Source organism: Thalassospira sp. A3_1, assembly GCF_017744215.1.
GTDB classification, from domain to species: domain Bacteria; phylum Pseudomonadota; class Alphaproteobacteria; order Rhodospirillales; family Thalassospiraceae; genus Thalassospira; species Thalassospira lucentensis_A.
In genome coordinates this window covers 118,110-140,468 of record NZ_JAGHQQ010000005.1, presented here as the reverse complement: position 1 = coordinate 140,468, position 22,359 = coordinate 118,110, and the positions used below count along the sequence as shown (strand labels likewise).

The following is a 22,359-nucleotide window of genomic DNA, read 5'->3' as shown; positions in this document are numbered from 1 at the left end:
TGTTGACATCATCGCCATTGCTGCAGCTTTGTGTGCCCCGCATGGCAGAATCCGCCGATCACAGCTTGCCTCTCGCCCGGCAGCTGCGCATACTGCGCGCCAATAGGTGAATATTTTGATACCACAAGGACAAGACGAACAGATGCGCCTGACCATCAACGGTGAAGACCGCACCATCGAAACCGCAGCAACCGTTGCCGATCTTCTCGGTGAACTCGGGATTACCGCGACCAAGGTCGCGGTGGAACGCAATCTCGAAATCGTGCCGAAAACGGCTTATGGCGATACTGCACTTGCCGATGGCGACAAGCTTGAAATCGTGCATTTTATTGGTGGCGGTTCCTCGGATTCCGATCTTGCGTCCGCCAATGACGAGGGTTTCGTTGTCGCGGGCCACAAATTCAAATCGCGTCTGATCGTCGGTACCGGCAAATACAAGGATTTCGAAGAAACCCGCATCGCGATTGATGCATCGGGCGCGGAAATGGTCACGGTTGCCGTGCGTCGTGTTAACCTGACCGACCCGTCCCAGCCGATGCTGGTCGATTATGTCGATCCGAAAAAATACGTTTATCTGCCCAATACGGCGGGTTGCTTTACGGCTGATGACTCGGTCCGGACCCTGCGTCTGGCCCGCGAGGCAGGTGGCTGGAATCTGGTGAAGCTTGAAGTTCTGGGCGATCAGAAGACGCTTTATCCCAACATGCCCGAAACCCTCAAGGCCGCCGAGGCCCTGATCAAGGATGGTTTCGACGTGATGGTTTACTGCAGCGACGATCCCATTCAGGCCAAGATGCTTGAAGATATGGGCTGTGTCGCGATCATGCCGCTGGGATCGCTGATCGGTTCGGGCATGGGGATTCTCAACCCGGTCAATATCGCGCTGATCAAGGAAAACGCCAATGTGCCGGTGATCGTCGATGCCGGTGTCGGCACCGCATCCGATGCGGCATTTGCCATGGAACTGGGCTGTGACGGCGTTCTGATGAATACCGCGATTGCCGGTGCCAGGGACCCGATCCGCATGGCGCGCGCAATGAAACACGCGATCATCGCCGGTCGTGAATCCTTCCTTGCCGGTCGCATGCCCAAGAAAAAATATGCCGATCCGTCCTCGCCGTTGGCCGGTTTGATCTGATCGCATAGATGCCCGATAAAAAGCCCCCGTTTCGGTATCGAAACGGGGGCTTTTGTTTTATTCAGACTGCGTAACGGATTGACTGCATCCGTAGTAGCGGTTTGGCGTAAAATCAGGACGCCTGTTCAAGTCCGGCTTTGACCAGCGCATTGACGCGTTCCATATCCGCACCCGACACCATCTGACCATTGATCAGGAAGGCCGGGGTGCCATTGACCCCGATGCTGCGCGCCATGGCGGCATATTGCTGTAACATGCCATTGATTTCCGGTGACTGCATGTCCTTGCGCATCTGATCAACGTCGACACCTGCGTCTTTGGCCAATGTGTTGATCTGTGCCTCGTCAAGGATACCGCGGTTTTCCATGAAGGCCGCGTGGATTTCCATGTATTTGCCCTGCTTGGCCGCGGCCAGTGCCGCACGTGCCGCATCGGCACTTTCTTCGCGCAGGATCGGGAATTCAACAAACATGGTGCGGATTTTACCGTCGGAATTTTCTGCAAGTTCCTTCACGCCGTCAAAGGCGCGTTTGCAATAACCGCAGTGATAATCAAAAAATTCGATCACGGTCACCGGCGCATCAAGCGGGCCAACCGATGGCACCGAACTGTCGGCTACCAGCGCATCCCAAACCGGCTCGATGGCTTCGGCCTGCTGGCGGGCCTGTTCGGTTGTCTGCCAGACCTGAACATTCTGGATCGCACGCAGCAGAACATCCGGGTTTTCCAGAAGATACTGTTCGATCACGCCTTCGATCTCGGCCTTCTGCGCATCGCTTAGTTCTTCCGCCTGTGCCGGTGCGCCCATGGCAAAACCCAGCGAAAGCATGATGGCGGCACCGCCAAGAAGGCGTTTGATCATGTGCGAATTCATCGAAAATCCCTTGTTGTCTTTGTCCCGGATGTTTCTCGCATCGCGCGGGACCTGATTTCTTTGGCTAATTGATACGGGACGGGTACCTAACGGGAAAGTAAAATATGCGAGAGATATGTGACACCGGCCACATCAGCCCCTTGATCACCAGATGCGGCAATCCCGATCCATACCAGACGGACATCGATGGTATCTGTGTCGGGCCAGTATCGGCGATGCAGTGCCGAAAGATCGAAATAATCGCGTTGCCATTCCTTGATACCGGTCATGTCGCCCCCAATCGGAAGCCGGATCACATGATCGACGGGCGGTTTCCCTGCCCCCAGATCGCTTTCGCCCCAATCGCCATGCGATTGCGCCCGGAAACCAAGGACAAGCTCGGTATCGCCGGGCTGTGCCGATGCGTTCATCAACCAATCGAATGACAGATAGGGGGATGCCAGAACTGCAATATTGGTACGACGGCCAAGTTCAAATGTGCCGATTGCCGGGCGCATGGCAAGCGCGATGCGCCCGTCGATATCTTCCCAGTAAAGGCTGTTGGCCTTTGACTGTTCACCCGTATCAAGCTTTGCCGGACGTTCTGCATAATGCCAGTACCGGGGCGGGTTATTCAGCGGGAAGGGGGCATAAAGAAGCTTCAGATCCCCCTCGACGCTCACCCCGGCATCGGGCAGGCTGCATCCGGTCAACAGATAAAACACCGCAAAGGCAAGGCCGATACGGCGAGGGGCCGGTAACCGCATCGCCGCCCATTTTGGGGCGATTGCGGTCAATTCCGGTTGTCCTTGCCTTCCGGATCGGTCGCGCGAATGATGTCTTGCGCGCGCTGCCAGGTCGCGGTGCCTTTTTCAAGTTTCCGGTCGGCCTGAACCGCGTGATATTTCGCGGCTTCCCGATCCCCGGTCAAAAGGCTGTATTCCGCTTGCGAAAGCGACGCTTCGCCTTCGTTGCCCAGACGGTTTTCGATGATCGCCCGGAACCGCCATGCCGAGGCATTGCTGCGTTCAACCGAAAGAACCCCCAAAAGGTTTTCCTTGGCTTCCGGCAGGACACTGCTGTCGCCGCTTTCAATCAGCGCATGCGCCAGAAGCAGTCGGATCAAAGGTGCACCGTTGGACAGTTCGACGGCTTTGCGAAGCGGGTCGGTGGCTTCCTTGGCTTTGCCGAATTCCAGCAGGACCTGACCTTTAAGTTCTTCGAAATACGGATTTTCCGGTTCTTCGGCGATCAGCTCGTCAATAAGCTTCATCGCCGGATCGAGTTGCGAGTCCCGGTAATAGGCAATCGCGCGTGCATAACGCCCCGAAATGCTGGTGTCGGTTTCGGGATAGGTGCGCAACGTATGCTGGATATGGTTGGTAAAGGCATACAGTTTTGCACGCATACGGGCATGGCGTTCATACAGAACCGGATCGACCTTGGCGTCCCTTAACGGTGAATTCGCAGTATAGTTTTCAAGGAACTCGACACGTTCGGTCGTCAGCGGGTGACTGCGCAGATACGGGTCCTGACGTGCAGTACTCAGCAATTCCTGACCTTCAAGCGTTTCCATGAATTCCATCAGACCGCGCGATGAAATCCCCGCATCGGTCAGGAAGTTGACACCGGCCTGATCGGCACTGCTTTCCTGTGTCCGCGAATAAGCCAGGAAATTGCGTTCTGCCACGTTCTGGCCGCCAAGAACGGCGGCCGTACCGACATCTGCACGACCGGCGGCAACACCGGCGGCAACACCGACGATGGTTGACAGAATCGATATCGCCGAGGCATTTCGAAGCTGGTCATGAATACGCGAAAGGTGCCCGCCCGCAATGTGGCCGGTTTCGTGGGCCATCACGCCCATAACCTGTTCGGGAGTCTGGGCTTTCAACAAGAGGCCAGTATTGATAAAAAGCTTTTGGCCACCTGCAACGAATGCGTTCAGGCTGGGATCTGAGACGATATAGACAGTAACGCCGCGCGGATCGAGCCCGGCAGCCTTGAATATCGGGGTCGCATAGAGATGAAGGGTTTCCTCAATCTCGGTATCCCGGATAAAAGAACGACCCTGCGCAAAAACTGTGCTGGGCAGGGCAACAAGGAAAATGGCAGTGAGAGTAATAATGCGTCTGAGCAAATTGTGCGTTCCGTGTTCTCGTTCATCCGATGTCGACCCGACCAGTGCGGACAGGTTGCCGACGCGCAAGCCATCATGGCGGATCATGACGGCAATCGCAATGACTGCCGGTCTCGCTGCCTGCAGTAGCGATAATACTGAAAATCTTGGCCAAATAGGGGCCGTCAGTGGTTTCCTTGGTGGCGTGGTCGCCGACGAACCCCGCGCGGTTCGCATCGCACGCGACGTTCTTTCGGCGGGCGGTACGGCGGCGGATGCGGCTGTTGCGCTTTACGCGACCATGACGGTGACCAAATCCTCGGTCGCCGGTATTGGCGGCGGCGGGGTGTGCGTTGTTCATGATCGCCAGTCGAAAAAGGTCGAAGTGCTTGATTTCTGGCCGCGTCCGGGGACTCGCACTGCCGACAGCCAGACTGCAACCACCATTCCGGGCGTCCCGCGCGGGCTTTATGCGCTTAGTGCGCGTTACGGTCGCCTGCAATGGCCGCAGCTCCTGTCGGCGGCTGAACAATATGCCCGCCTGGGTGTGCCGGTATCGCGTTCGATGGTGGATGACATCGAAGCCAATCGCGACCGGATCGAGGCAAGCCCGATTCTGCGTGATGTTTTCATGCCTGATGGCAATACATTGCAGGTCGGCGACCGGATTCGCTCGGTCAATCTCGGTGCGCTTCTGACATCCCTTCGGGTCAAGGGACCAGGTGAATTTTATAACGGTGCCCTTGGTGCCCAGATTGCAACCGCCGTGCAGAATGCCGGTGGGACACTGACCGCCGAAGACATGCGCGATTACAAACCGCAATGGAAATCCGCGACCGAGGTCAAGGTGGGTAACGAGACACTGTATCTGGCCTATCCGCCGCGTGCGGAGTCCGGACGTGCGGTCATTGATGCCAGCACCGAACTTGGTGCGGTCCTGAACCGCTATCTGGCCGATATCGATGCTGCCGACAGCAACGTTCAGTCCAATACAGGTCGCAGCGGCTTTGTCGTGCTGGACCGTGCGGCCAATGCGGTTGCCTGCATGACCACGATGAACAAGCCGTTTGGCGCGGGGCTCGGTGCCGATGCGTTCGGTCTTAACCTTGCCGCCGGGGATGCGGGCTATGCCCAGACCCCGCTGATGGGCCCGGCCCTTATGGTGAACCCGTTCGTCTTTGAATATTATTATGGCATCGCCGGTACCGGCACCCCGGCCGGGGCAACCAAACAGATTGCGACCATGGCCGAGGACCTGATCGAAAAGGGGGCTGCTGCCAATGTTCCGATGAATTCGGATGGCAAACCGGCGGTCAATATCGTGCGCTGCCTTGAAGGGATCCCGCCACATCCCGAAAGCTGCCAGTTCATCGCCGACCCTGCGGGCGGCGGCATGGCCGGCACGCAGTAAGCCACTCTTTACGGACATTTCATCGGGGCAGGTTTTCCTGCCCCGATTTTCTCGATACAAAGCAGGACCCCACACATGGCTTTGAAACAATCGCGTCGCGGTGCCATTTCGCCCTTTATTGTCATGGATGTCATGCGTGCCGCCAATGCGCGCGAAACCGATGGCAAGGCTGTCTTTCACCTTGAAGTCGGGCAGCCCGGTACACCAGCCCCGCGCAAGGTCCGCGAGGCCGCGGCACGTGCCCTTGATAACGATCTGATCGGCTATACCAATGCGATGGGAATTGATCCCCTGCGCGAAGCCATTGCCGGTCATTATCAGCGCAAATTCAACACGCCGGTCGATCCGTCACGCATCTGTGTCGCCAGTGGTTCGTCCTCGATCTTCGTGCTGGCGTTCCTGGCGGCCTTTGATGCCGGTGATCGTGTCGCAATGGCGGCACCGGGCTATCCGGCCTATCACAACATCCTGACCGCACTTGGCATTGAAACCGTCAATCTGCCGGCTGGCCCCGAAAGCCATTATCAGCCGACCGTTGCCATGCTGCGCGATCTTGATGATCCGATTGACGGCCTGATCGTTGCAAGCCCGTCCAACCCGGCGGGCAGCATGATCGATGTCGAAACCTACCGTGAACTGGCGACCTACTGCCGGGAAAACGGTATTCGCCTGATCAGTGACGAGATTTATCAGGGCATTTCATTTGGCGATGTGCGGGAATGCACCGCCCTTGAATTCGGTGATGAGGCGATCATCATCAACAGCTTCTCGAAATATTTCTCGATGACGGGCTGGCGTCTGGGCTGGGCGGTGGTGCCGCCTGATCTGATGCGCGCGGTGGAATGCCTGCAACAAAACCTGTTTATTTCGGCCCCGGCATTGTCGCAGATCGCCGCCGTCGCGGCGTTTGATTGCGAGGACGAATTGCAGGCGAATGTCGCGGCCTATGCGCGCAATCGCGAAATTCTGCTAAATGAACTGCCCGCTGCGGGCTTCACCAAATTCGCCCCGGCGGATGGGGCGTTTTATCTGTATGCCGACGTTCGCGATCTGACATCCGATAGCGAGGCTTTCTGCCGTCGCATGCTGGATGAAACCGGTGTTGCCACCACGCCGGGCACCGATTTTGATCGCCTGCGCGGCAAACATTATGTCCGCTTCTCGTTCGCGCACAGCGAGGCCACCATGCTGGGCGCGGTTGCGGCATTAAAGAACTGGAAGCGATAAGCGCCTTTGCATTTCTGATCACGTCGCAAAGAAAAAGGGCTGCCGAATATTCGGCAGCCCTTTTTGATTTTGTCGGATACTGATCTTAACGACCAAGGCTCCACCAGCCGCGTTTCTTCGGCTTCGGTTTTTCGTCTTTTGCCGGCTCAGTTGCAACCGGTTCACTTGCCACCGGCTCGGCGGCCTTTTCGGCTTTCGGTGCCGGTTTCTTCGGCTCTGCCTTCGGTTCGGATTTTTCCGCTGCCGGTGCTGCCGCGGGGGCAGGGGCCGGGCTTGCCGGTTTTTCCACCACGGTTTCCGCCGGGCTTTGTGCCGGTGCCGAAACCGCTTCCTTGGCGATTTCTTCCGCGGTTTCCGGGGCAGGGCCGCTCTGGATCGGGATGTTTTTCACATCAGCCCGGTCGTTACGGTCATTGCGATCCCGACGATTGCGGCGATTGTCATTGCGATCACGACGTTCGCGGCGCGGCCGTGCCGGTGCCGGGGCGGTCGTACTGCGCTGGCGACCGGCGCGGACACCTTCCTGATCAAAGCTGTCTGCGTCCTGACCTTCGCTGTTGGCATCAACAACCTGGTCTTCAGCATGGCCTTCCGGTGCGCTGTGATCACGATCCCGGCGAAGGGCGGTTGCCTGTGCATCATCGGCAGGCGATTTGACACGCGGTGCGTTTTCAAATTCCTGACGGCGCGAACGACGGCGACCACCACGTTTGCCGCGACGACGGCGTTTACGCTGTGCCTCGTCATCGTCATCATCTTCGTTATCGTCCTGATCGGAACGATCCGATGCACCGGCGGCATCATCGGATGCATCGGCGTCATTCTGATCATTGCGATCATCACGGTCATCATTGCGGCCACGACGGCGACGGCGACGACGGCGGCGTTTGTTGCCCTGATCATCGTCATCGCGCTGATCGCGGGTGTCACGGGCTTCGGCGACGTCATCTTCTTCGTCGTCTTCGTCTGCTTCAACCGGGCTTTCAATCGCCGTCAGCGAAACGCTGTCGGTGTTCAGAACCGGCAGGGCTTCTTCTTCATCACCTTTTTTCGCGCGTGTGCGTTCGATGCGGTGATCTGGCGAAATCAGGCTGTCATCGCCAAAGATCATGACGGTGAAGCCGTAACGCTGTTCGATTTCAGCCAGCGTATCGCGTTTGCGGTTCAGGATATAAAGCGCGACTTCGCTTGCGACATGCACGGTAAGAGCACCGGAACGACGACGCATGCCTTCTTCTTCAAGCACGCGCAGAAGGTGAAGGGCCGCACTTTCGATCGAACGGACAAGGCCGACACCACGGCAATGGGCGCAAACCTCGAACGCGCTTTCAACAAGCGACGGACGCAGGCGCTGACGCGACATTTCCAAAAGACCGAACGGGCTGATACGGCCGATCTGCAGGCGGGCGCGGTCATTGCGCATCGCTTCCTTAAGCTTGCGTTCAACCGATGCCTGGTTGCGGTGATCTTCCATATCGATGAAGTCGACGACGATCAGACCGGCAAGGTCGCGCAGGCGCAACTGGCGGGCCAGTTCTTCGGCGGCTTCAAGGTTGGTCTTGTATGCGGTTTCTTCGATGTTGCGTTCACGGGTCGAACGGCCCGAGTTCACGTCAATCGCGACCAGTGCCTCGGTCGGGTTGATAACGATATAACCACCCGATTTAAGCTGAACGACCGGATTGAGCATCGCGTCAAGCTGGCTTTCCACCTGGAAACGGTGGAACAGCGGCACGCCCTGATCCTTGTAGGGCTGCACACGCTTCGCATGTGACGGCATCAACATCTTCATGAAGTCTTTGGCGATCCGGTAACCTTCGTCACCTTCGACCAGAACTTCATCAACATCGCGTGCATAAAGGTCACGGATGGAACGTTTGATCAGATCGGCTTCTTCATAAATCAGGCACGGTGCCTGGCTCTGAAGGGTGGTTTCGCGGATACGATCCCACAAACGCATCAGATAATCGAAGTCGCGTTTAATCTCGGCCTTGGTGCGCTCCGAACCGGCGGTACGCACGATAACGGCCATGCCGTCCGGAATTTCCAGCTCGGCCAGAATGGATTTCAGGCGCTTGCGGTCCTGTGCATTGGTGATCTTGCGCGAAATGCCGCCACCACGCGGGGTGTTTGGCATCAGTACGCAATAACGGCCCGCCAGCGACAGGAAGGTCGAAAGGGCGGCACCCTTGTTGCCACGTTCTTCCTTGACGACCTGCACCAGCAGAATCTGGCGGCGCTTGATCACTTCCTGAATTTTATAGCGTTTCTGCATCTGCGGACGATGACTGTCGGAGAATTCGTCCCCGTCGTCGCCACCCAGATCATCGATTTCTTCTTCGCCTTCGGCCGCACCGGCCGGTTCGGTTTCGATATCGACGGTCAGTTCGGCAATTTCGGCCGACATGGCAGCATTACCGCCGCCCGATCCATCGGTATCATCGCCGTCATTCGACGATGCATCCGCGCTGTCATCACCTGATGCCTCGACATCATCGGATTTCTTGCGACGGTTGCGTGTGCGACGACGGCGTGGCTTTGCGTCCTCATCGCCTGCATCGTCACTTGCCGGGGCGTCTGCCGCAACAGTTGCCGCACTATCGGCATTTTCGTCGGTTGCCGGTGCTTCTGCATCGGTTTCAACCGCGGTTTCGTCCGATGCCTTCGCACGTGGTTTGCGGCGATTGCGGGTACGGGCCGGTTTCTTTTCTTTTTTCGGGGTATCGTTGCCCTCGGATGCGTCGCCGATATTGTCTTCGACGATGTCGGCATCCTTGACGTCGCTATGGCTACGCGAAAGTGCTTCGCGATCTGCGACCGGGATCTGGTAATAGTCGGAATGGATTTCGCTGAAGGCGAGGAAACCATGGCGGTTTCCGCCGTAATCGACGAAGGCCGCCTGCAAGGACGGTTCTACACGCGTCACTTTCGCGAGATAGATATTTCCTTTTATCTGCTTCTTGGTCGAAGTTTCGACGTCGTATTCCTCTAGGCGATTTCCATTAATAACAACGACACGGCTTTCTTCCGAGTGCGTTGCATCGATAAGCATGCGTTTGACCATTCGGAACCTGTTCCTGAAGGTCCCGCCAGTTTCCTGCGTAAAGCGATGTTGCGCTGGTATGCAAACAAACCGGCGTATCCGGAGGCGCCGTCCATCAAGGTCGCGATATGTCCTGTATATATCTGGTTCATCGCGTTTCGGCTGCTCTTCCGGTTCGGACCTGGTTTTGGTGTTGAAACAAAAATTGGTTGCGTAATCTCGAGCGCGCCAAGACAGCCTTGAATGGGAGGGCTCTATCGGGAGCGGGAATTGCCGCGTCACCGAGACACCGACCCGAGAACTGGCCTCGTCGCGTCCTCAGTCTGGCGGATTAATAAGGTTCACACCGCAAGACATAGGAATCTCGGGTGCAACATATCCCTTTTGAAGTCGCGCGACAAACAGTTTTGTTACGTTGTCCGATGACTTTATTGCGGTTGAATTGAAAATGGCAAAGTTTTTCGCCCGAATGCGCCAATCACGGATGCCTTCTGCCAAATCCATGATCCTGCAATGTTTTTACCGTTTACATTGATGTCGGGAATACCAGAACCGGGAATGTTGTTCGCGTCGTGTGTTTCATGGACGGTCAATTGCCCGTTAACCAACGCGTTGCTATAAGCGCAAACGGGTAATCCGCATCACCACGATTAACGCAGCAGGGCGATGGTATCAGTTAAAACGGGTTCGCAGGCAAATGCGACGACAGAAAAGCTGTCCTTGGTCGGACAAAAATCCGTCCGGATGATCGCCGCACTATGTCTGTCGCTGGTGATCTGCATTGGCTTTTTTGCCACCGCAAATGCGCAGGAAACCAAGGTTCTTGGCGCGCGCCTTGGCGTTTATCCCGACTATACCCGTTTTGTCATCGATCTCGACCATGATGTCGAATTCAGCTATTTTCTGCTGCCCGATCCATATCGCGTTATCATCGACATGCCCGAAATCGAATGGAGCGCCCCCCCGGGCAAGGTGACATCCGGCGGTGGTCTGATTTCCGGGTTGCGTTACGGCCTGTTTAAACCGGGTACCTTCCGCGTGGTTCTCGATGTTGCCGAACCGGCACTGGTGTCAAAAATATTCACGCTACCGGCGTCAGAAGGCAAACCGCATCGTCTTGTCGTCGATTTGTCCCCGGCCAAGCGGGACGCCTTTATGACGGCGTCGCGTGAAAGTATGGAAGCCTATTCCGCCCGCAGCCGCAACGACACCAGTGCCACGGAACAAAGTGCCGATGTGGCCGTGGAATCCGGTCGTGGCGGTTCGGAAAAGCCGCTGATTGCAATTGATGCCGGCCATGGTGGCGTTGATCCCGGGGCGATCGGGGTGGGCGGGGTTTATGAAAAGGACCTGACGCTTGCCGCGGCGCGCGAAGTTGAAAAGGTTCTGACTGATTCCGGTCGATATCGCGTGCTTCTGACCCGTGACAAGGACGTGTTCCTGAAATTGCGCCAGCGAACCGAAATCGCGCGTAAAAACGGTGCCGACCTGTTCATTTCCCTGCATGCGGACTCGATTGGCAATTCCAAGCATCGTGGTGCGTCGGTCTATACCCTGTCTGAAAACGCATCGGACAAGGAAGCCGCCGCACTGGCATCAAAGGAAAACAAGGCCGACGTGATCGCCGGTATTGACCTGTCAGAGGAAAATTCGCTGGTGCAGAGCATCCTGATCGATCTGGCACAGCGTGAAACCATGAACCTGTCGGCGACCCTTGCGGCCAACATGGTCTCCGAACTCGGCAAAAGCATTGAACTGCAACGCCGTACACATCGTTTCGCGGGCTTTGCCGTGCTTAAGGCACCGGATATTCCATCGGCCCTGTTTGAAATGGGCTATTTGTCCAACCCGACGGATGCCAAGCTTCTGCAAAGCCCGGCACATCGGCGCAAGGTTGCCGAAGCCGTGCTACGCGCGATTGATATCTATTTCGAGAAGCACAAATTCTAGAATCCTGAATTCCGGAATCGGAAAATTCGCATGGGTGGTTTGCGCGATTTTCCGCAAGGTGGAAAAGCCAGTCCTCGCTTTGACGGGGTGGCGGGAGTATAGTTATTCCCCGGTCTGTAAGGAAATTTGCGGTAATCGTGCGCGCTATCACAACGCTGTCACTTTTTTGCCGCTATGATAGGGCTGATTGCAATTCTCCGGAATATGCGCTTTGGTGCGCGCCAGCCGGATCAGGCCAAAACAGCAAAATGATAAAGACCTGTTTATGCGTATTTTACTAAGTATTTTCGGTGTGCTCTTCCTCATGGCGGTTGCCGGGGGGATTGGCGTTCTGGCGATCTTCTGGCATTTCGGTCAGGACCTGCCCGACTACACCCAGCTTGAAACCTACGAACCCGAAGTCATGACGCGCGTTCACGCCGGTGACGGGGCGTTGATCGCCGAATATGCACGTGAAAAACGTGTTTTCGTGCCGATCACCTCGATCCCGCATGTTGTTGTTGATGCGTTTGTCGCGGCCGAGGATAAAAACTTTTTCAGCCATCCGGGCATTGATTTCGCATCCGTGCTGCGCGCTGCCGTGACCAACGTTGCCAATATGGGCTCGGGCAAACGTCCGGTCGGGGCGTCGACCATTACCCAGCAGGTCGCCAAAAACTTCCTTCTGACCAGCGAAGTTTCCTATGAACGCAAGGTCAAGGAAGCGATCCTTTCATTCCGTATCGAACGTGCCTTTACCAAGGAACACATCCTCGAACTTTATCTGAACGAGATTTATCTCGGCAATGGCAGCTATGGCGTTGCCGCCGCAGCCCTGCGCTATTTCGATAAATCTCTTGATGAAATCAATATCGAGGAAGCGGCTTATCTTGCCGCCCTGCCAAAGGCACCGTCGAACTATCATCCGGTCCGCAACCATGACGAGGCCAAGGCGCGCCGCAACTGGGTGATCGGCCGGATGCTTGAAGAAAAATTCATCACCGAAACCGAAGCCCAGACCGCATGGGCAAGCCCGCTGATCGCCAAGGAACGCCAGTCGGTCGATACATATCGTGCCGATTATTTCGCCGAGGAGGTCCGCCGTCAGCTTGTCGACCGTTACGGCGAAAACATGCTGTATGATGGGGGGCTTTCGGTGCGTGCGACGGTCGATCCGCGCCTGCAGACCATTGCCGATCAGGCGCTGGTCGAAGGGCTGGTCGAATATGATCGTCGTCATGGCTGGCGCGGCCCGATCACCAATATTGATTTGGCCGATGACTGGCAGCAGAAACTGCGCGAAGTCGAAACGCCAAACGATGTGCCGTGGGACAAGGCCGTTGTCATGCGCGTTGGCAGCGATGAAGTCACGCTGGGCCTTCTGTCGGGCAAGCAGGGGCGCATTCCGCTGCGTTTCCTGACATGGGCGCGCGCATGGAAAGAAGGCCAGACGCTTGGTCCCGCCGTCAACAGCCCGTCCGATGTGCTGTCAGCCGGCGACGTGATCTATGTAAAGCATTTCACCGAACTCGATGGCGAGGAACTGCCGCCAAACACCTATGGTCTGCGCCAGATTCCCGAGGTCAATGGTGCTCTTGTCGCCATGGACCCGCATACCGGTCGCGTTCTGGCGATGTCGGGTGGTTTTTCGCATGATATGTCGAAATTCAACCGCGCGACACAGGCCCGCCGTCAACCGGGCTCTGCCTTCAAGCCGTTTGTGTATCTCGCGGCCCTTGATCAGGGCTTTACCCCCTCGACCATGGTTCTTGATGCGCCGTTCGTGATCGATCAGGGGCCGGGACTTGGCAAATGGAAGCCGGGCAACTATAGCGGCAAGTTCTATGGTCCTTCGACCATGCGTCTGGGTATCGAACTTTCGCGTAACCTGATGACGGTGCGTCTGGCGCAGACCATCGGTATGGACAAGGTTGCCGATTATGCCGAACGTTTCGGGATCGTCGATGACCTGCCACAGGTTCTGTCGATGTCGCTGGGTGCTGCTGAAACTACGGCGATGCGTCTGACGGCGGCCTATGCCGAACTGGTCAATGGTGGCAAGAAAATCACTCCGACCCTGATCGACCGTATTCAGAACCGCCGCGGCGAAGTGATTTACCGTCGTGACGAACGCCAGTGTGCGGAATGTCAGGATGTTGAATTCCGCAATCAGATGCCGCCCGAACTTCCGGACAATCGCGAACAGCTTGCCGATCCGGCAAGTGCGTTCCAGATGGTATCGATGCTTGAAGGCGTGGTTGAACGCGGTACCGGGCGTCGCATTCGTGAACTCGGCTATCCGCTGGCCGGCAAAACCGGCACCACGAACGACAGCCGAGATGCATGGTTTGTTGGCTTCTCGCCCGACCTTGCGGTTGGGGTGTATGTCGGCTTTGACGATAACCGCTCGCTTGGCGATCAGGAACAGGGGGCCAGTGCGGCCGCCCCGATCTTCAAGCAGTTCATGGGCGATGCACTTAAAGGTACGAAAGCCGTGCCGTTCAGAACGCCGCCCGGCATCCGCATGGTTCGCGTCGAGGCCCGTTCCGGCCTTCCGGCCCGTCCCGGTGATCAGAACGTTATCTGGGAAGCCTTCAAAGCCGGTACCATTCCGTCGTCGAATGACAATGTTATTGATGGTGGCGATGCCGGCTATAGCGGTGTCGGTGCCGAAGGCAATACCGGCGGGGTTTCAAGCCCGGGTGGTATCTACTGATCTTTGGTGCGATCTTGCGCCGATAGTTACGGGCCGGGTGCAAATTGCATCCGGCCTTTTTCATTTGAAAAGCGGGCAGGGACGCGTGTGTCGTATTGCGCGCGACTTTGTCATCAAATGTTGATAAAACCATCAACGGGCCGCAACCGTCCTGTCATTTGAATTTGTCATACTCTTCAAGGTGTTACTTCAAATTTTGAAGGGGTTCTTTCAATGTCTTTTCGTGTTTCCCGCCGAAAATTCCTGACCACGACCGCCACTGTAACGGCCACGGCCGGTGCGGCATCTGCCATGGGTGGCTTTTTCATGCCGTCAATTTCACGCGCGGCTGATCGTCCGCTGATCACCCATGGCGTGCAAAGTGGCGATGTCACCGCCAATTCCGCCTGCATCTGGGGGCGTGCGGATCGTGCGTCGCGCATGATCACGGAGATTGCCACAACGGAAAATTTCGCACGTTCAGTCAAAATTCCGCATGTCGATGTCCTGCCGGAACGTGATTTCGCGGGCAAGCTTGCGCTGAATGATCTGCCGGCCGGGCAGGACGTGTTTTACAAAATCCATTTCGAAAATCTCGATGATGGCCGGGCATCGTCGGAACCGGTGATCGGGCATTTCCGTACGGCACCGGCGGCAAAGCGCAATATCCGTTTTGGCTGGTCAGGCGATACCGCCGGGCAGGGCTGGGGCATTGACGAGGATCGCGGCGGCATGAAAACCTATGCCACGATCACCAGGCATAACCCGGACTTCTTCATCCATTCCGGCGATACCATCTATGCCGATGGCCCGTTCGCCGCAGAGGCAAAAATGCCCGATGGCGATATCTGGAAAAACATCACGACCGAGGATACCGGCAAGGTCGCCGAAACCATTGCCGAGTTTCGCGGCAATTATAAATACAACATGCTTGATAAAAACGTTCGCGAATTCAACCGCCTGATCCCGGTCTATTACCAGTGGGACGACCACGAAGTGACCAACAACTGGTATCCGGGTGAAATGCTGACCGGGGATGATCGCTACACCGAAAAATCGGTATCCCTTCTGGCCGCACGTGCCAACCGGGCGTTTCGCGAAATGCTGCCGATCACCGAACATGCGTCCGAACCGGGGCGGGTTTATCGCAAGGTGTCCTACGGCCCGTCACTTGATATCTTTTTCCTTGATATGCGCACCTATCGTGGTGCGAACGATGCCAATAACAGCCCGGAACCAAATGACAAGACCGTCTTCCTTGGCCGGGAACAGATCGAATGGCTTAAACGCAGCCTTCTGAATTCCAACGCCACCTGGAAGGTCATCGCGTCCGATATGCCGATTGGCATGGTGGTTGGCGATGGCGACAATTTCGAAAACCTTGCCAATGGGGATGGTGCCCCGGCCGGACGCGAATTTGACATTGTCGAATTGCTGCGTTTCATCAAATCGGCCCGTATTCTCAATACCGTCTGGCTGACGGCCGATGTGCATTACACTGCGGCCCATTACTATGACCCGAACAAGGCCCAGTTCCAGGATTTCGAACCGTTCTGGGAATTTGTTTCAGGTCCGCTTCATGCCGGAACATTCGGGCCAAATGCCATGGACAATACCTTTGGCCCGCAGGTGATGTTTACCAAACACCCGACCAAGGAACAGGGCATAAACCTGCCGCCGTCCTTTGGTCTGCAGTTCTTTGGCCTTGTCGATATCGATGCTGAAAACGAACAGTTCCGCGTGTCGCTTCGCGATGTTGCCGACGAAGAACTTTATACCGTGACGCTCGATCCGGTTTACAGCTAGGCCGCGCGATACCACCTTTAAACCCGGCGCATTTGATGTGCCGGGTTTTTCCATGCCTGTTGTATGTCCCCGCGGGGGTTTCAATCGGGGCAAAAACTGCTATAAGCGCCGCCGAAGTTGCTGCGATCCTTCGCGGCCTTACAGAATTTCATATGAATAACGGAGACATCAATGCGCGCCGAAGCACAGGCATTGGTCGATGAAATCAAGCAGTCGATGGCACTGCTGAGGAGGCATCTTTGACTGGGATAACGCTCTTAGACGCCTCGACGAACTGAACGCGCTGGCCGAAGATCCCACCTTGTGGGACAAGCCGGAAAACGCGCAGAAAGTCATGCAGGAACGTACCCGGCTTGATGATGCCATCAATGGCTACAAGGCGCTTGCCCAGGAACTCGAAGACAATATCGGTCTGATCGAACTTGGCGAAGCCGAAGGCGATGACGAAACCGTTGCCGAGGCCGAGCAGGGCCTGCGCAATATTCGCGAAATCGCCGCCAAGCGCGAACTTGAAAGCCTGCTTTCGGGCGAGGCCGATGCCAATGACGCCTATCTTGAAATCCACGCCGGTGCCGGCGGGACCGAGGCACAGGACTGGGCCAGCATGCTGGCCCGCATGTATGTGCGCTGGGCGGAGTCCAAGGGCTACAAGCTTGAAATGCTCGAAGAAAGCGATGGCGAGGAAGCCGGCATCAAATCGGTGACCTATAAAGTCACCGGTCACAATGCCTATGGCTGGCTTAAAAACGAGGTCGGCGTGCATCGTCTGGTGCGTATTTCGCCCTATGACAGTGCCGCGCGCCGCCATACCAGCTTCTCGTCCTGCTGGGTCTATCCGGTGATTGATGATGACATCAATATCGAAGTGCTCGACAAGGACCTTCGTATTGATACCTACCGCGCATCAGGTGCCGGTGGTCAGCACGTTAACAGAACGGACTCGGCCGTGCGTATCACGCATATTCCGACCGGTATCGTCGCGCAGTGCCAGAACGACCGTTCACAGCACAAAAACCGCGATACCGCGATGAAGATGCTTAAAGCCCGCCTGTACGAGGCCGAACTTCAGAAACGCGAAGCCGAAGCCCAGGCGCTTGAAGATACCAAGTCCGATATCGGCTGGGGCCATCAGATCCGTTCCTACGTGCTGCAGCCCTATCAGATGATCAAGGACCTGCGCACCGGTGTTGAAACATCCGACACCCAGGGCGTTCTGAACGGCGATCTTGATGACTTCATGGCGGCAGCCCTCGCTGCCAAGGTCACCGGTTCCGCCGGTGAGGTCGAAGACATCGATTGATCCGAACCGGATTACCAAACAAAATACCCCGCACAGGAAACTGGCGGGGTGTTTTGTTTAGGGCGGGCTGGTGCCCTAATCGACATCACCATCGCGAAGCGTGACATAGATCAGGACTGCAAGGATGGTGATGAAAAAGCGAAAGGCCGATTCAATACCGTTCCATGTATCGGACATCCACATGCCGAACCATTCGCCGCCAATCGACATGAACCCCACCTGCCACAGCAGAAAGCCAACGGTCAGGCCACCGATGGCATATCCCTTGCTGTTATTGAAAAGTGCGGCGGTGGCATAGCGGACCGACCATAATTTCCACGCCCCGATCCAGCACAGGATCGCGGTCAGCACCTCGGTCGCGATAATCGCGATATAGGCGGCATGATGCAGGGCAGGGCTTTCAATCGCGCGATATTTGATGGTGCTGTCGGGAAAGATCGTGTCCATCATCAAAACATGGCGGACGAATTCGAAATTGCTACCGTAATCGGTGATGTTGCCAAAGGCGACCAGTGTTGCAAACAGGGCAATCGCCGCCACGGTCAGGATTTTGGATAAACGGATCGCAAGCATGCTGATGCCCCCGGCATGAAAGTGCAATATCGATCAGACGCAGTCTAATCTATTGTAAACCGGCAGAAAAGTTTGGTCAGGGATAATGCCCGTGCCCGAACGCCCGACAGGGCCGGAATACCGCGATTTCGATTGCTGCATTTTTATGTCTTCTGCCCGTAAAAATCCCGCTTCTGTCATAGTCTCGCCTGATATGTCTGGCAGTATATTGCCCATACGCAAAATCCGTTGAAAAACGAAAGGGCCAAGTCGTTGAAAAATAGGGCCTCGACGGGTTTTGCATCTTGAGCAAACGTCTATCAGTCAGGTGAAGTCCAAAAATGCCGCGTCAGTCCCATGGCCAGGTCGCTGTTGGCGACCAGTTCAAACTTGCCACCCCGAATGGCCCTGTTTTCGAAGTTGTCAAAATCCGCGAGATGAGACCGGTCGATCATGCCCTGATCACCAAGGTTCGGGATCGAAAATCGCCGACGCTTATCGCGGTAACGACGCTGCTGGACCCGGAATTCTATCGCCCGGTGCCCGCCGATCAGCGTTACGAAGATTACAATGACGGTATCCTGCGCGGCTAGGAAACCCTTCGTTTCCCGCCGTTATCAAGATGCCGTACATAGTGTTTTTCCCGTCCGCTCACAAAACCTGCGATAAATTCTGTTGGCAGGGCGGTTCATTGACGATGAAATGGACGCCATCAAAAAGCATCATACATTTCATCGGGGACCGCCTATATGCCACGCGAAGACAAAAACGCCCTTTTTGCCACTCTGTTTGCCACACTTGAAAATGATATCCTGCCCAAAACCCGTGTGGGCGTCGCGGCTGGAAACAAGATTTTCGGGGCGGCCCTGTTGCGCAAATCCGATCATTCGCTGGTGCTGGCCGAAACCAACAACGAAACCGAAAACCCGCTTTGGCATGGCGAAGTCCATTGCCTGAAACGGTTTTACGAAATGCCTTCTGATGCGCGCCCCGCAACGTCGGATCTGATCTTTCTGTCAACGCATGAACCCTGTTCGATGTGCCTTTCGGCGATCACCTGGGCCGGGTTTGATAATTTCTATTATTTCTTCAGCTATGAGGATTCCCGCGATGCGTTTGAAATCCCCCATGACCTTAAAATCCTCAAAGAGGTCTTCACCCTTGATGCCGGGGAATACAACAAATCCAACGCATTCTGGCAAAGCCATTCCATGATGGCCATGATCGCCGACCTGCCCGAAGCTGACCGCGCGCCATGGCTTGAAAAGGCAAAATCGATTGCCGCGCAATATGATGCACTTTCCGATCAGTATCAGGATGGCAAGGGCACAAACGATATTCCGCTGAACTAGGATTGCGGGCGCGATCTGGCACTTTCACGTTTGAGTCCGAATCTGGCGAGTTTTATCTGCGTGATCTGCTAGACTGCCGGGCATGGAACAGCTCAATGATGATATCTGCTATCACGCATTAAAGGCCCGGGATCGTCGGTTTGACGGTCGGTTTTATACCGCTGTTCTGACCACCGGGATTTTCTGCCGTCCGATATGCCCCGCCGTCACGCCAAAGCGCGTGAATGTGCAATTCTATCCCAGTGCCGAGGCGGCAATTGCCCACGGGTTCCGCCCGTGCCTGCGCTGCCGCCCCGAAGCCGCCCCCGGCTCCCCCGCCAGTGCCGGGGTTCACGCCACCGTTGCCCGTGCGGTAAGGCTGATCGAGGAAGGCGCCCTTGAAACCGGATCGGTCGAACAGCTTGCCGGGCGGCTTGGCGTCGGGGATCGGCATCTGCGCCGTATTTTCAAGGAACATACCGGCGTCACCCCGCAGGACCATGCCAAGGCACGGCGACTGCTGCGTGCCCGCCAGCTTATTGTCGACAGCAACCTGTCAATGACCGAAATCGCCGATATTGCCGGGTTCGGCAGTCTGCGCCGCTTTAATGATGCGATGAAAACCGCCTATGGCCACGCACCGACCGCGTTCCGGCGCGGCATAAAGGCCGAACCTGTATCGGATAAAAACGATAATGATCCCTTCGCGCCCAAAAGCGACGATCTGATCCTGCGCCTGCGCGCGCGCCAACCCTTTGATGCCGAATACCTTCTGACATTCTTCCGGGCGCGCGCCATTCCGGGGCTGGAGGCGGTGGGCGACCGTACCTATGCGCGCGGTTTTCGCATCCGTGATGCCGTCGGTCTGATGATATGCCGGTTTGCAAGCGATCAGGGCGGTGTGGAAGTCATCCTGCGCGGTCCGGCCCGTGATGCCGTTCTTGAAATCGGGGGCCGGGTGCGGCGGTTGTTTGATCTTGATGCCGATGTGCCCTCGATCACGGCCCTGTTTGCCGATGATGAATTGCTGCGTCCCTTGGTCGATAAACGCCCCGGCCTGCGTGTGCCGGGATGCTGGGACCGGTTTGAACTGGCGATCCGGGCGGTATTGGGCCAGCAGGTATCGGTTGCCGCCGCCCGTACCTTGGCCGGGCGACTGGTGGCACGCTTTGCCGAGGTTCTGCCTGAAAACCTGATTGCCGGAACGGGCATCACCCATCTGTTCCCGAAACCCGACGCCCTGCAACAACAGGATCTGATCTCAATCGGGCTTACGAGCCGCCGCGCCCAGACACTTGCCGATATCATCGATCTGTTTGCCGATCCCGACAGTGACCGCAAATCGGGCGATGACATCTTGGCCGAAATGGCCGCGACCAAGGGGATTGGCCCGTGGACGTTGAATTATTTCGGCCTGCGCGGGCTTGGCGACCCGGACGCCTTCCCGGCGGCGGACCTTGGCATCCTGAAGGCATCTGAAATTGGTGGGGGCCCGGCAAAACCCAAACCATTGGAACTGCATGCCGAACGCTGGCGTCCGTGGCGGGCTTATGCCGCGCAATATCTGTGGTCGGCACTTGAGGCGGAACATGCGCCGAAGCCCCAGCCGAAACCAAAGAAAGGGAAATGATCATGACAACCCGCATCGACATTGCCCGCTATCACAGCCCGATTGGCAAACTCAGCCTTGCGATGGTGGATGGCAAACTTGTGCATCTGGATTTCGAAAACAATGATGACCGCCTGCACACGATCCAGACGCGACGTTTTAAAAATGTCGATTGGCACGAAGGCGGCGTTGCCCCCAAATCGGTCACGGACTGGCTGGATGGTTATTTTGCCGGTCGTCTCATGCCCTTGCCGATGGCGTATATCCGGATGATCGGCACCGATTTTCAGAAATCAGCTTGGAATGCCCTGATTGCCATACCCAGCGGCGAAAGCCGCTCCTATGCCGGGCAGGCCGATATCCTTGGCAATCCCAAAGCGGTGCGGGCGGTGGCACGTGCCAATGCGCTGAATCCGGTATCGATCATCGTGCCGTGCCATCGGGTGATCGGATCGGACGGCACCCTGACCGGCTATGCCGGTGGTCTTGATCGCAAACGCTGGCTGCTCGATCACGAGGCGGCGATGGCCACGAAAGCCGCCTGATCCTTTAGGTTCTGATTCCCGATAATCCCGAATTTTAGCGAATGCCAACCGGCGGATCATGTGCCGGAACGCTATTTCCTTGTCTGAAAGGTATCATCTGATGAAGCTTCATGATTACGCCGGATCACAAAACGCGTGGAAGATACGACAGCTTTGCGCCCATCTTGGCCGTGAATATCAGACACAGTGGGTTTCGATTTTTACCGGCGAAAGCCATACCGATGCGTTCTATGAAATGAACCCGGCGGGGGCGGTTCCGGTACTGGAACTTGATGATGGGCGCTGTATTGCTGAATCCAACGCCATTCTGCTTTATCTGGCGGACGGAACGGATTATTTGCCCTCTGACGCCTATGAACGCGCCAAGGTCTGCCAGTGGCTGTTTTTTGAAACCGATTATATACAGGCAACCATAGCCTGCCTTCGTTACTGGAACCTGACGGGGAAGAATGACCGGAATGCCGGGCAACTGCCGTTGCGCCGGGCCAAGGCTACACAGGTTTTAGGCATGCTTGACCGGCATTTGCGCGATCATGATTTTCTTGCAAATGCCCGCTATTCGGTCGCGGACATCGCAATCTATGCCTACACCCATCTGGCACATGAGGCCGATCTGGATATGACCCCCTATGACGGGATCAATCGCTGGATCAAACGGATTGGCGCGATTGTCGGGGGCACGGTGCCGGTCCGCTATTACAGCGAAGACCCGCTCAGCGGTCTGGACTTGTAATCATCGCCATAAAACAAAAAGGGTCGCCTGATGGGGCGACCCTTTTGCTTTTTCCGTTTCGCTATGGG

General features: G+C 56.5%; 17 protein-coding genes. 12 read left to right on the top strand and 5 right to left on the bottom strand.

Annotated elements, in window-relative coordinates:
- Window positions 1–142 precede the first annotated feature (142 nt).
- Window positions 143–1,138, top strand: coding sequence for a sulfur carrier protein ThiS (gene thiS, locus J7395_RS18725; RefSeq protein WP_209223138.1), 996 nt, complete (start codon window positions 143–145; stop codon window positions 1,136–1,138).
- Between the two features lie 112 nt (window positions 1,139–1,250).
- Here the strand turns inward: thiS and J7395_RS18720 are convergent, their stop codons facing one another.
- The 3 genes from J7395_RS18720 to J7395_RS18710 form a co-directional block, all read right to left on the bottom strand.
- Entirely contained in the window at window positions 1,251–2,000 is a 750-nt protein-coding gene (locus tag J7395_RS18720; RefSeq protein ID WP_231858283.1) for a DsbA family protein, read from the bottom strand.
- Window positions 2,001–2,098: 98 nt separating this feature from the next.
- Window positions 2,099–2,788 carry a hypothetical protein gene (locus tag J7395_RS18715; protein ID WP_231858284.1) on the bottom strand — a complete coding sequence of 230 codons (690 nt, stop codon included), beginning with the start codon at window positions 2,786–2,788 and terminating at the stop codon, window positions 2,099–2,101.
- Window positions 2,785–4,218, bottom strand: coding sequence for a M48 family metalloprotease (locus tag J7395_RS18710; protein ID WP_231858285.1), 1,434 nt, complete (start codon window positions 4,216–4,218; stop codon window positions 2,785–2,787). Before J7395_RS18710 ends, J7395_RS18715 begins: the two co-directional genes overlap by 4 nt.
- A gap of 13 nt (window positions 4,219–4,231) precedes the next feature.
- On the opposite strand from J7395_RS18710, the gene J7395_RS18705 reads away from it, so the two are divergent.
- Together J7395_RS18705 and J7395_RS18700 are read left to right on the top strand one after the other, a co-directional pair.
- On the top strand, window positions 4,232–5,521 hold the full coding sequence (locus J7395_RS18705) for a gamma-glutamyltransferase (protein ID WP_231858286.1): 1,290 nt from the start codon (window positions 4,232–4,234) through the stop codon (window positions 5,519–5,521).
- Window positions 5,522–5,596: 75 nt separating this feature from the next.
- Window positions 5,597–6,748, top strand: coding sequence for an aminotransferase class I/II-fold pyridoxal phosphate-dependent enzyme (locus J7395_RS18700; RefSeq protein ID WP_209223136.1), 1,152 nt, complete (start codon window positions 5,597–5,599; stop codon window positions 6,746–6,748).
- A gap of 85 nt (window positions 6,749–6,833) precedes the next feature.
- On the opposite strand, the gene J7395_RS18695 is transcribed toward J7395_RS18700, so the two are convergent.
- Window positions 6,834–9,812 (bottom strand): Rne/Rng family ribonuclease, encoded by a 2,979-nt coding sequence (locus tag J7395_RS18695; RefSeq protein ID WP_209223134.1) that lies wholly within the window; start codon window positions 9,810–9,812, stop codon window positions 6,834–6,836.
- A gap of 645 nt (window positions 9,813–10,457) precedes the next feature.
- Between J7395_RS18695 and J7395_RS18690 the strand changes: the two genes are divergently transcribed.
- The 4 genes from J7395_RS18690 (at window position 10,458) to prfB (ending at window position 17,521) form a co-directional block, all read left to right on the top strand.
- On the top strand, window positions 10,458–11,741 hold the full coding sequence (locus tag J7395_RS18690; RefSeq protein WP_114110671.1) for an N-acetylmuramoyl-L-alanine amidase: 1,284 nt from the start codon (window positions 10,458–10,460) through the stop codon (window positions 11,739–11,741).
- Window positions 11,742–12,006: 265 nt separating this feature from the next.
- Window positions 12,007–14,436 carry a penicillin-binding protein 1A gene (locus tag J7395_RS18685; protein ID WP_062952193.1) on the top strand — a complete coding sequence of 810 codons (2,430 nt, stop codon included), beginning with the start codon at window positions 12,007–12,009 and terminating at the stop codon, window positions 14,434–14,436.
- 213 nt (window positions 14,437–14,649) lie between these two features.
- A complete protein-coding gene (locus J7395_RS18680; RefSeq protein ID WP_209223132.1) occupies window positions 14,650–16,221 on the top strand; it encodes an alkaline phosphatase D family protein in 1,572 nt (523 codons plus the stop codon).
- A gap of 171 nt (window positions 16,222–16,392) precedes the next feature.
- A protein-coding gene (gene prfB / locus J7395_RS18675) for a peptide chain release factor 2 (protein ID WP_114110669.1) occupies window positions 16,393–17,521 on the top strand; the annotation gives its coding sequence in 2 pieces (ribosomal slippage) (window positions 16,393–16,461 and window positions 16,463–17,521; 1,128 coding nt in all).
- Between the two features lie 75 nt (window positions 17,522–17,596).
- On the opposite strand, the gene J7395_RS18670 is transcribed toward prfB, so the two are convergent.
- The gene (locus tag J7395_RS18670; protein ID WP_209223130.1) at window positions 17,597–18,094 is read right to left on the bottom strand and encodes a DUF2165 domain-containing protein; all 498 of its coding nucleotides are present in this window, start codon (window positions 18,092–18,094) and stop codon (window positions 17,597–17,599) included.
- 320 nt (window positions 18,095–18,414) lie between these two features.
- Here J7395_RS18670 and J7395_RS18665 point away from each other — a divergent pair, with 320 nt between their 5' ends.
- From J7395_RS18665 to J7395_RS18645, 5 genes are all read left to right on the top strand, one after another.
- Window positions 18,415–18,666: a hypothetical protein gene (locus J7395_RS18665; protein WP_114110667.1), complete on the top strand. Its 252-nt coding sequence runs from the start codon at window positions 18,415–18,417 to the stop codon at window positions 18,664–18,666.
- 156 nt (window positions 18,667–18,822) lie between these two features.
- A complete protein-coding gene (locus J7395_RS18660) occupies window positions 18,823–19,425 on the top strand; it encodes a nucleoside deaminase (protein ID WP_209223129.1) in 603 nt (200 codons plus the stop codon).
- Window positions 19,426–19,507: 82 nt separating this feature from the next.
- Window positions 19,508–21,034: a DNA-3-methyladenine glycosylase 2 family protein gene (locus J7395_RS18655; RefSeq protein ID WP_209223127.1), complete on the top strand. Its 1,527-nt coding sequence runs from the start codon at window positions 19,508–19,510 to the stop codon at window positions 21,032–21,034.
- Between the two features lie 2 nt (window positions 21,035–21,036).
- Window positions 21,037–21,558 carry a methylated-DNA--[protein]-cysteine S-methyltransferase gene (locus J7395_RS18650; protein ID WP_247742277.1) on the top strand — a complete coding sequence of 174 codons (522 nt, stop codon included), beginning with the start codon at window positions 21,037–21,039 and terminating at the stop codon, window positions 21,556–21,558.
- Between the two features lie 100 nt (window positions 21,559–21,658).
- Window positions 21,659–22,291 carry a glutathione S-transferase family protein gene (locus J7395_RS18645; protein ID WP_209223123.1) on the top strand — a complete coding sequence of 211 codons (633 nt, stop codon included), beginning with the start codon at window positions 21,659–21,661 and terminating at the stop codon, window positions 22,289–22,291.
- The last annotated feature ends 68 nt before the right edge of the window (window positions 22,292–22,359 follow it).

Excerpts from the sequence above, each read along its gene's own strand:
- J7395_RS18685 (WP_062952193.1), top strand. The coding sequence starts at position 12,007 with ATGCGTATTTTACTAAGTATTTTCGGTGTGCTCTTCCTCATGGCGGTT.
- J7395_RS18665 (WP_114110667.1), top strand. The coding sequence starts at position 18,415 with ATGCCGCGTCAGTCCCATGGCCAGGTCGCTGTTGGCGACCAGTTCAAA.
- J7395_RS18660 (WP_209223129.1), top strand. The coding sequence starts at position 18,823 with ATGCCACGCGAAGACAAAAACGCCCTTTTTGCCACTCTGTTTGCCACA.
- J7395_RS18645 (WP_209223123.1), top strand. The coding sequence starts at position 21,659 with ATGAAGCTTCATGATTACGCCGGATCACAAAACGCGTGGAAGATACGA.
- J7395_RS18710 (WP_231858285.1), bottom strand. The coding sequence starts at position 4,218 with ATGATCCGCCATGATGGCTTGCGCGTCGGCAACCTGTCCGCACTGGTC.
- J7395_RS18705 (WP_231858286.1), top strand. The coding sequence starts at position 4,232 with ATGACTGCCGGTCTCGCTGCCTGCAGTAGCGATAATACTGAAAATCTT.
- J7395_RS18720 (WP_231858283.1), bottom strand. The coding sequence starts at position 2,000 with ATGATCAAACGCCTTCTTGGCGGTGCCGCCATCATGCTTTCGCTGGGT.
- J7395_RS18700 (WP_209223136.1), top strand. The coding sequence starts at position 5,597 with ATGGCTTTGAAACAATCGCGTCGCGGTGCCATTTCGCCCTTTATTGTC.
- J7395_RS18695 (WP_209223134.1), bottom strand. The coding sequence starts at position 9,812 with ATGGTCAAACGCATGCTTATCGATGCAACGCACTCGGAAGAAAGCCGT.
- J7395_RS18655 (WP_209223127.1), top strand. The coding sequence starts at position 19,508 with ATGGAACAGCTCAATGATGATATCTGCTATCACGCATTAAAGGCCCGG.
- thiS (WP_209223138.1), top strand. The coding sequence starts at position 143 with ATGCGCCTGACCATCAACGGTGAAGACCGCACCATCGAAACCGCAGCA.
- J7395_RS18670 (WP_209223130.1), bottom strand. The coding sequence starts at position 18,094 with ATGCTTGCGATCCGTTTATCCAAAATCCTGACCGTGGCGGCGATTGCC.
- J7395_RS18650 (WP_247742277.1), top strand. The coding sequence starts at position 21,037 with ATGACAACCCGCATCGACATTGCCCGCTATCACAGCCCGATTGGCAAA.
- J7395_RS18690 (WP_114110671.1), top strand. The coding sequence starts at position 10,458 with ATGGTATCAGTTAAAACGGGTTCGCAGGCAAATGCGACGACAGAAAAG.
- J7395_RS18680 (WP_209223132.1), top strand. The coding sequence starts at position 14,650 with ATGTCTTTTCGTGTTTCCCGCCGAAAATTCCTGACCACGACCGCCACT.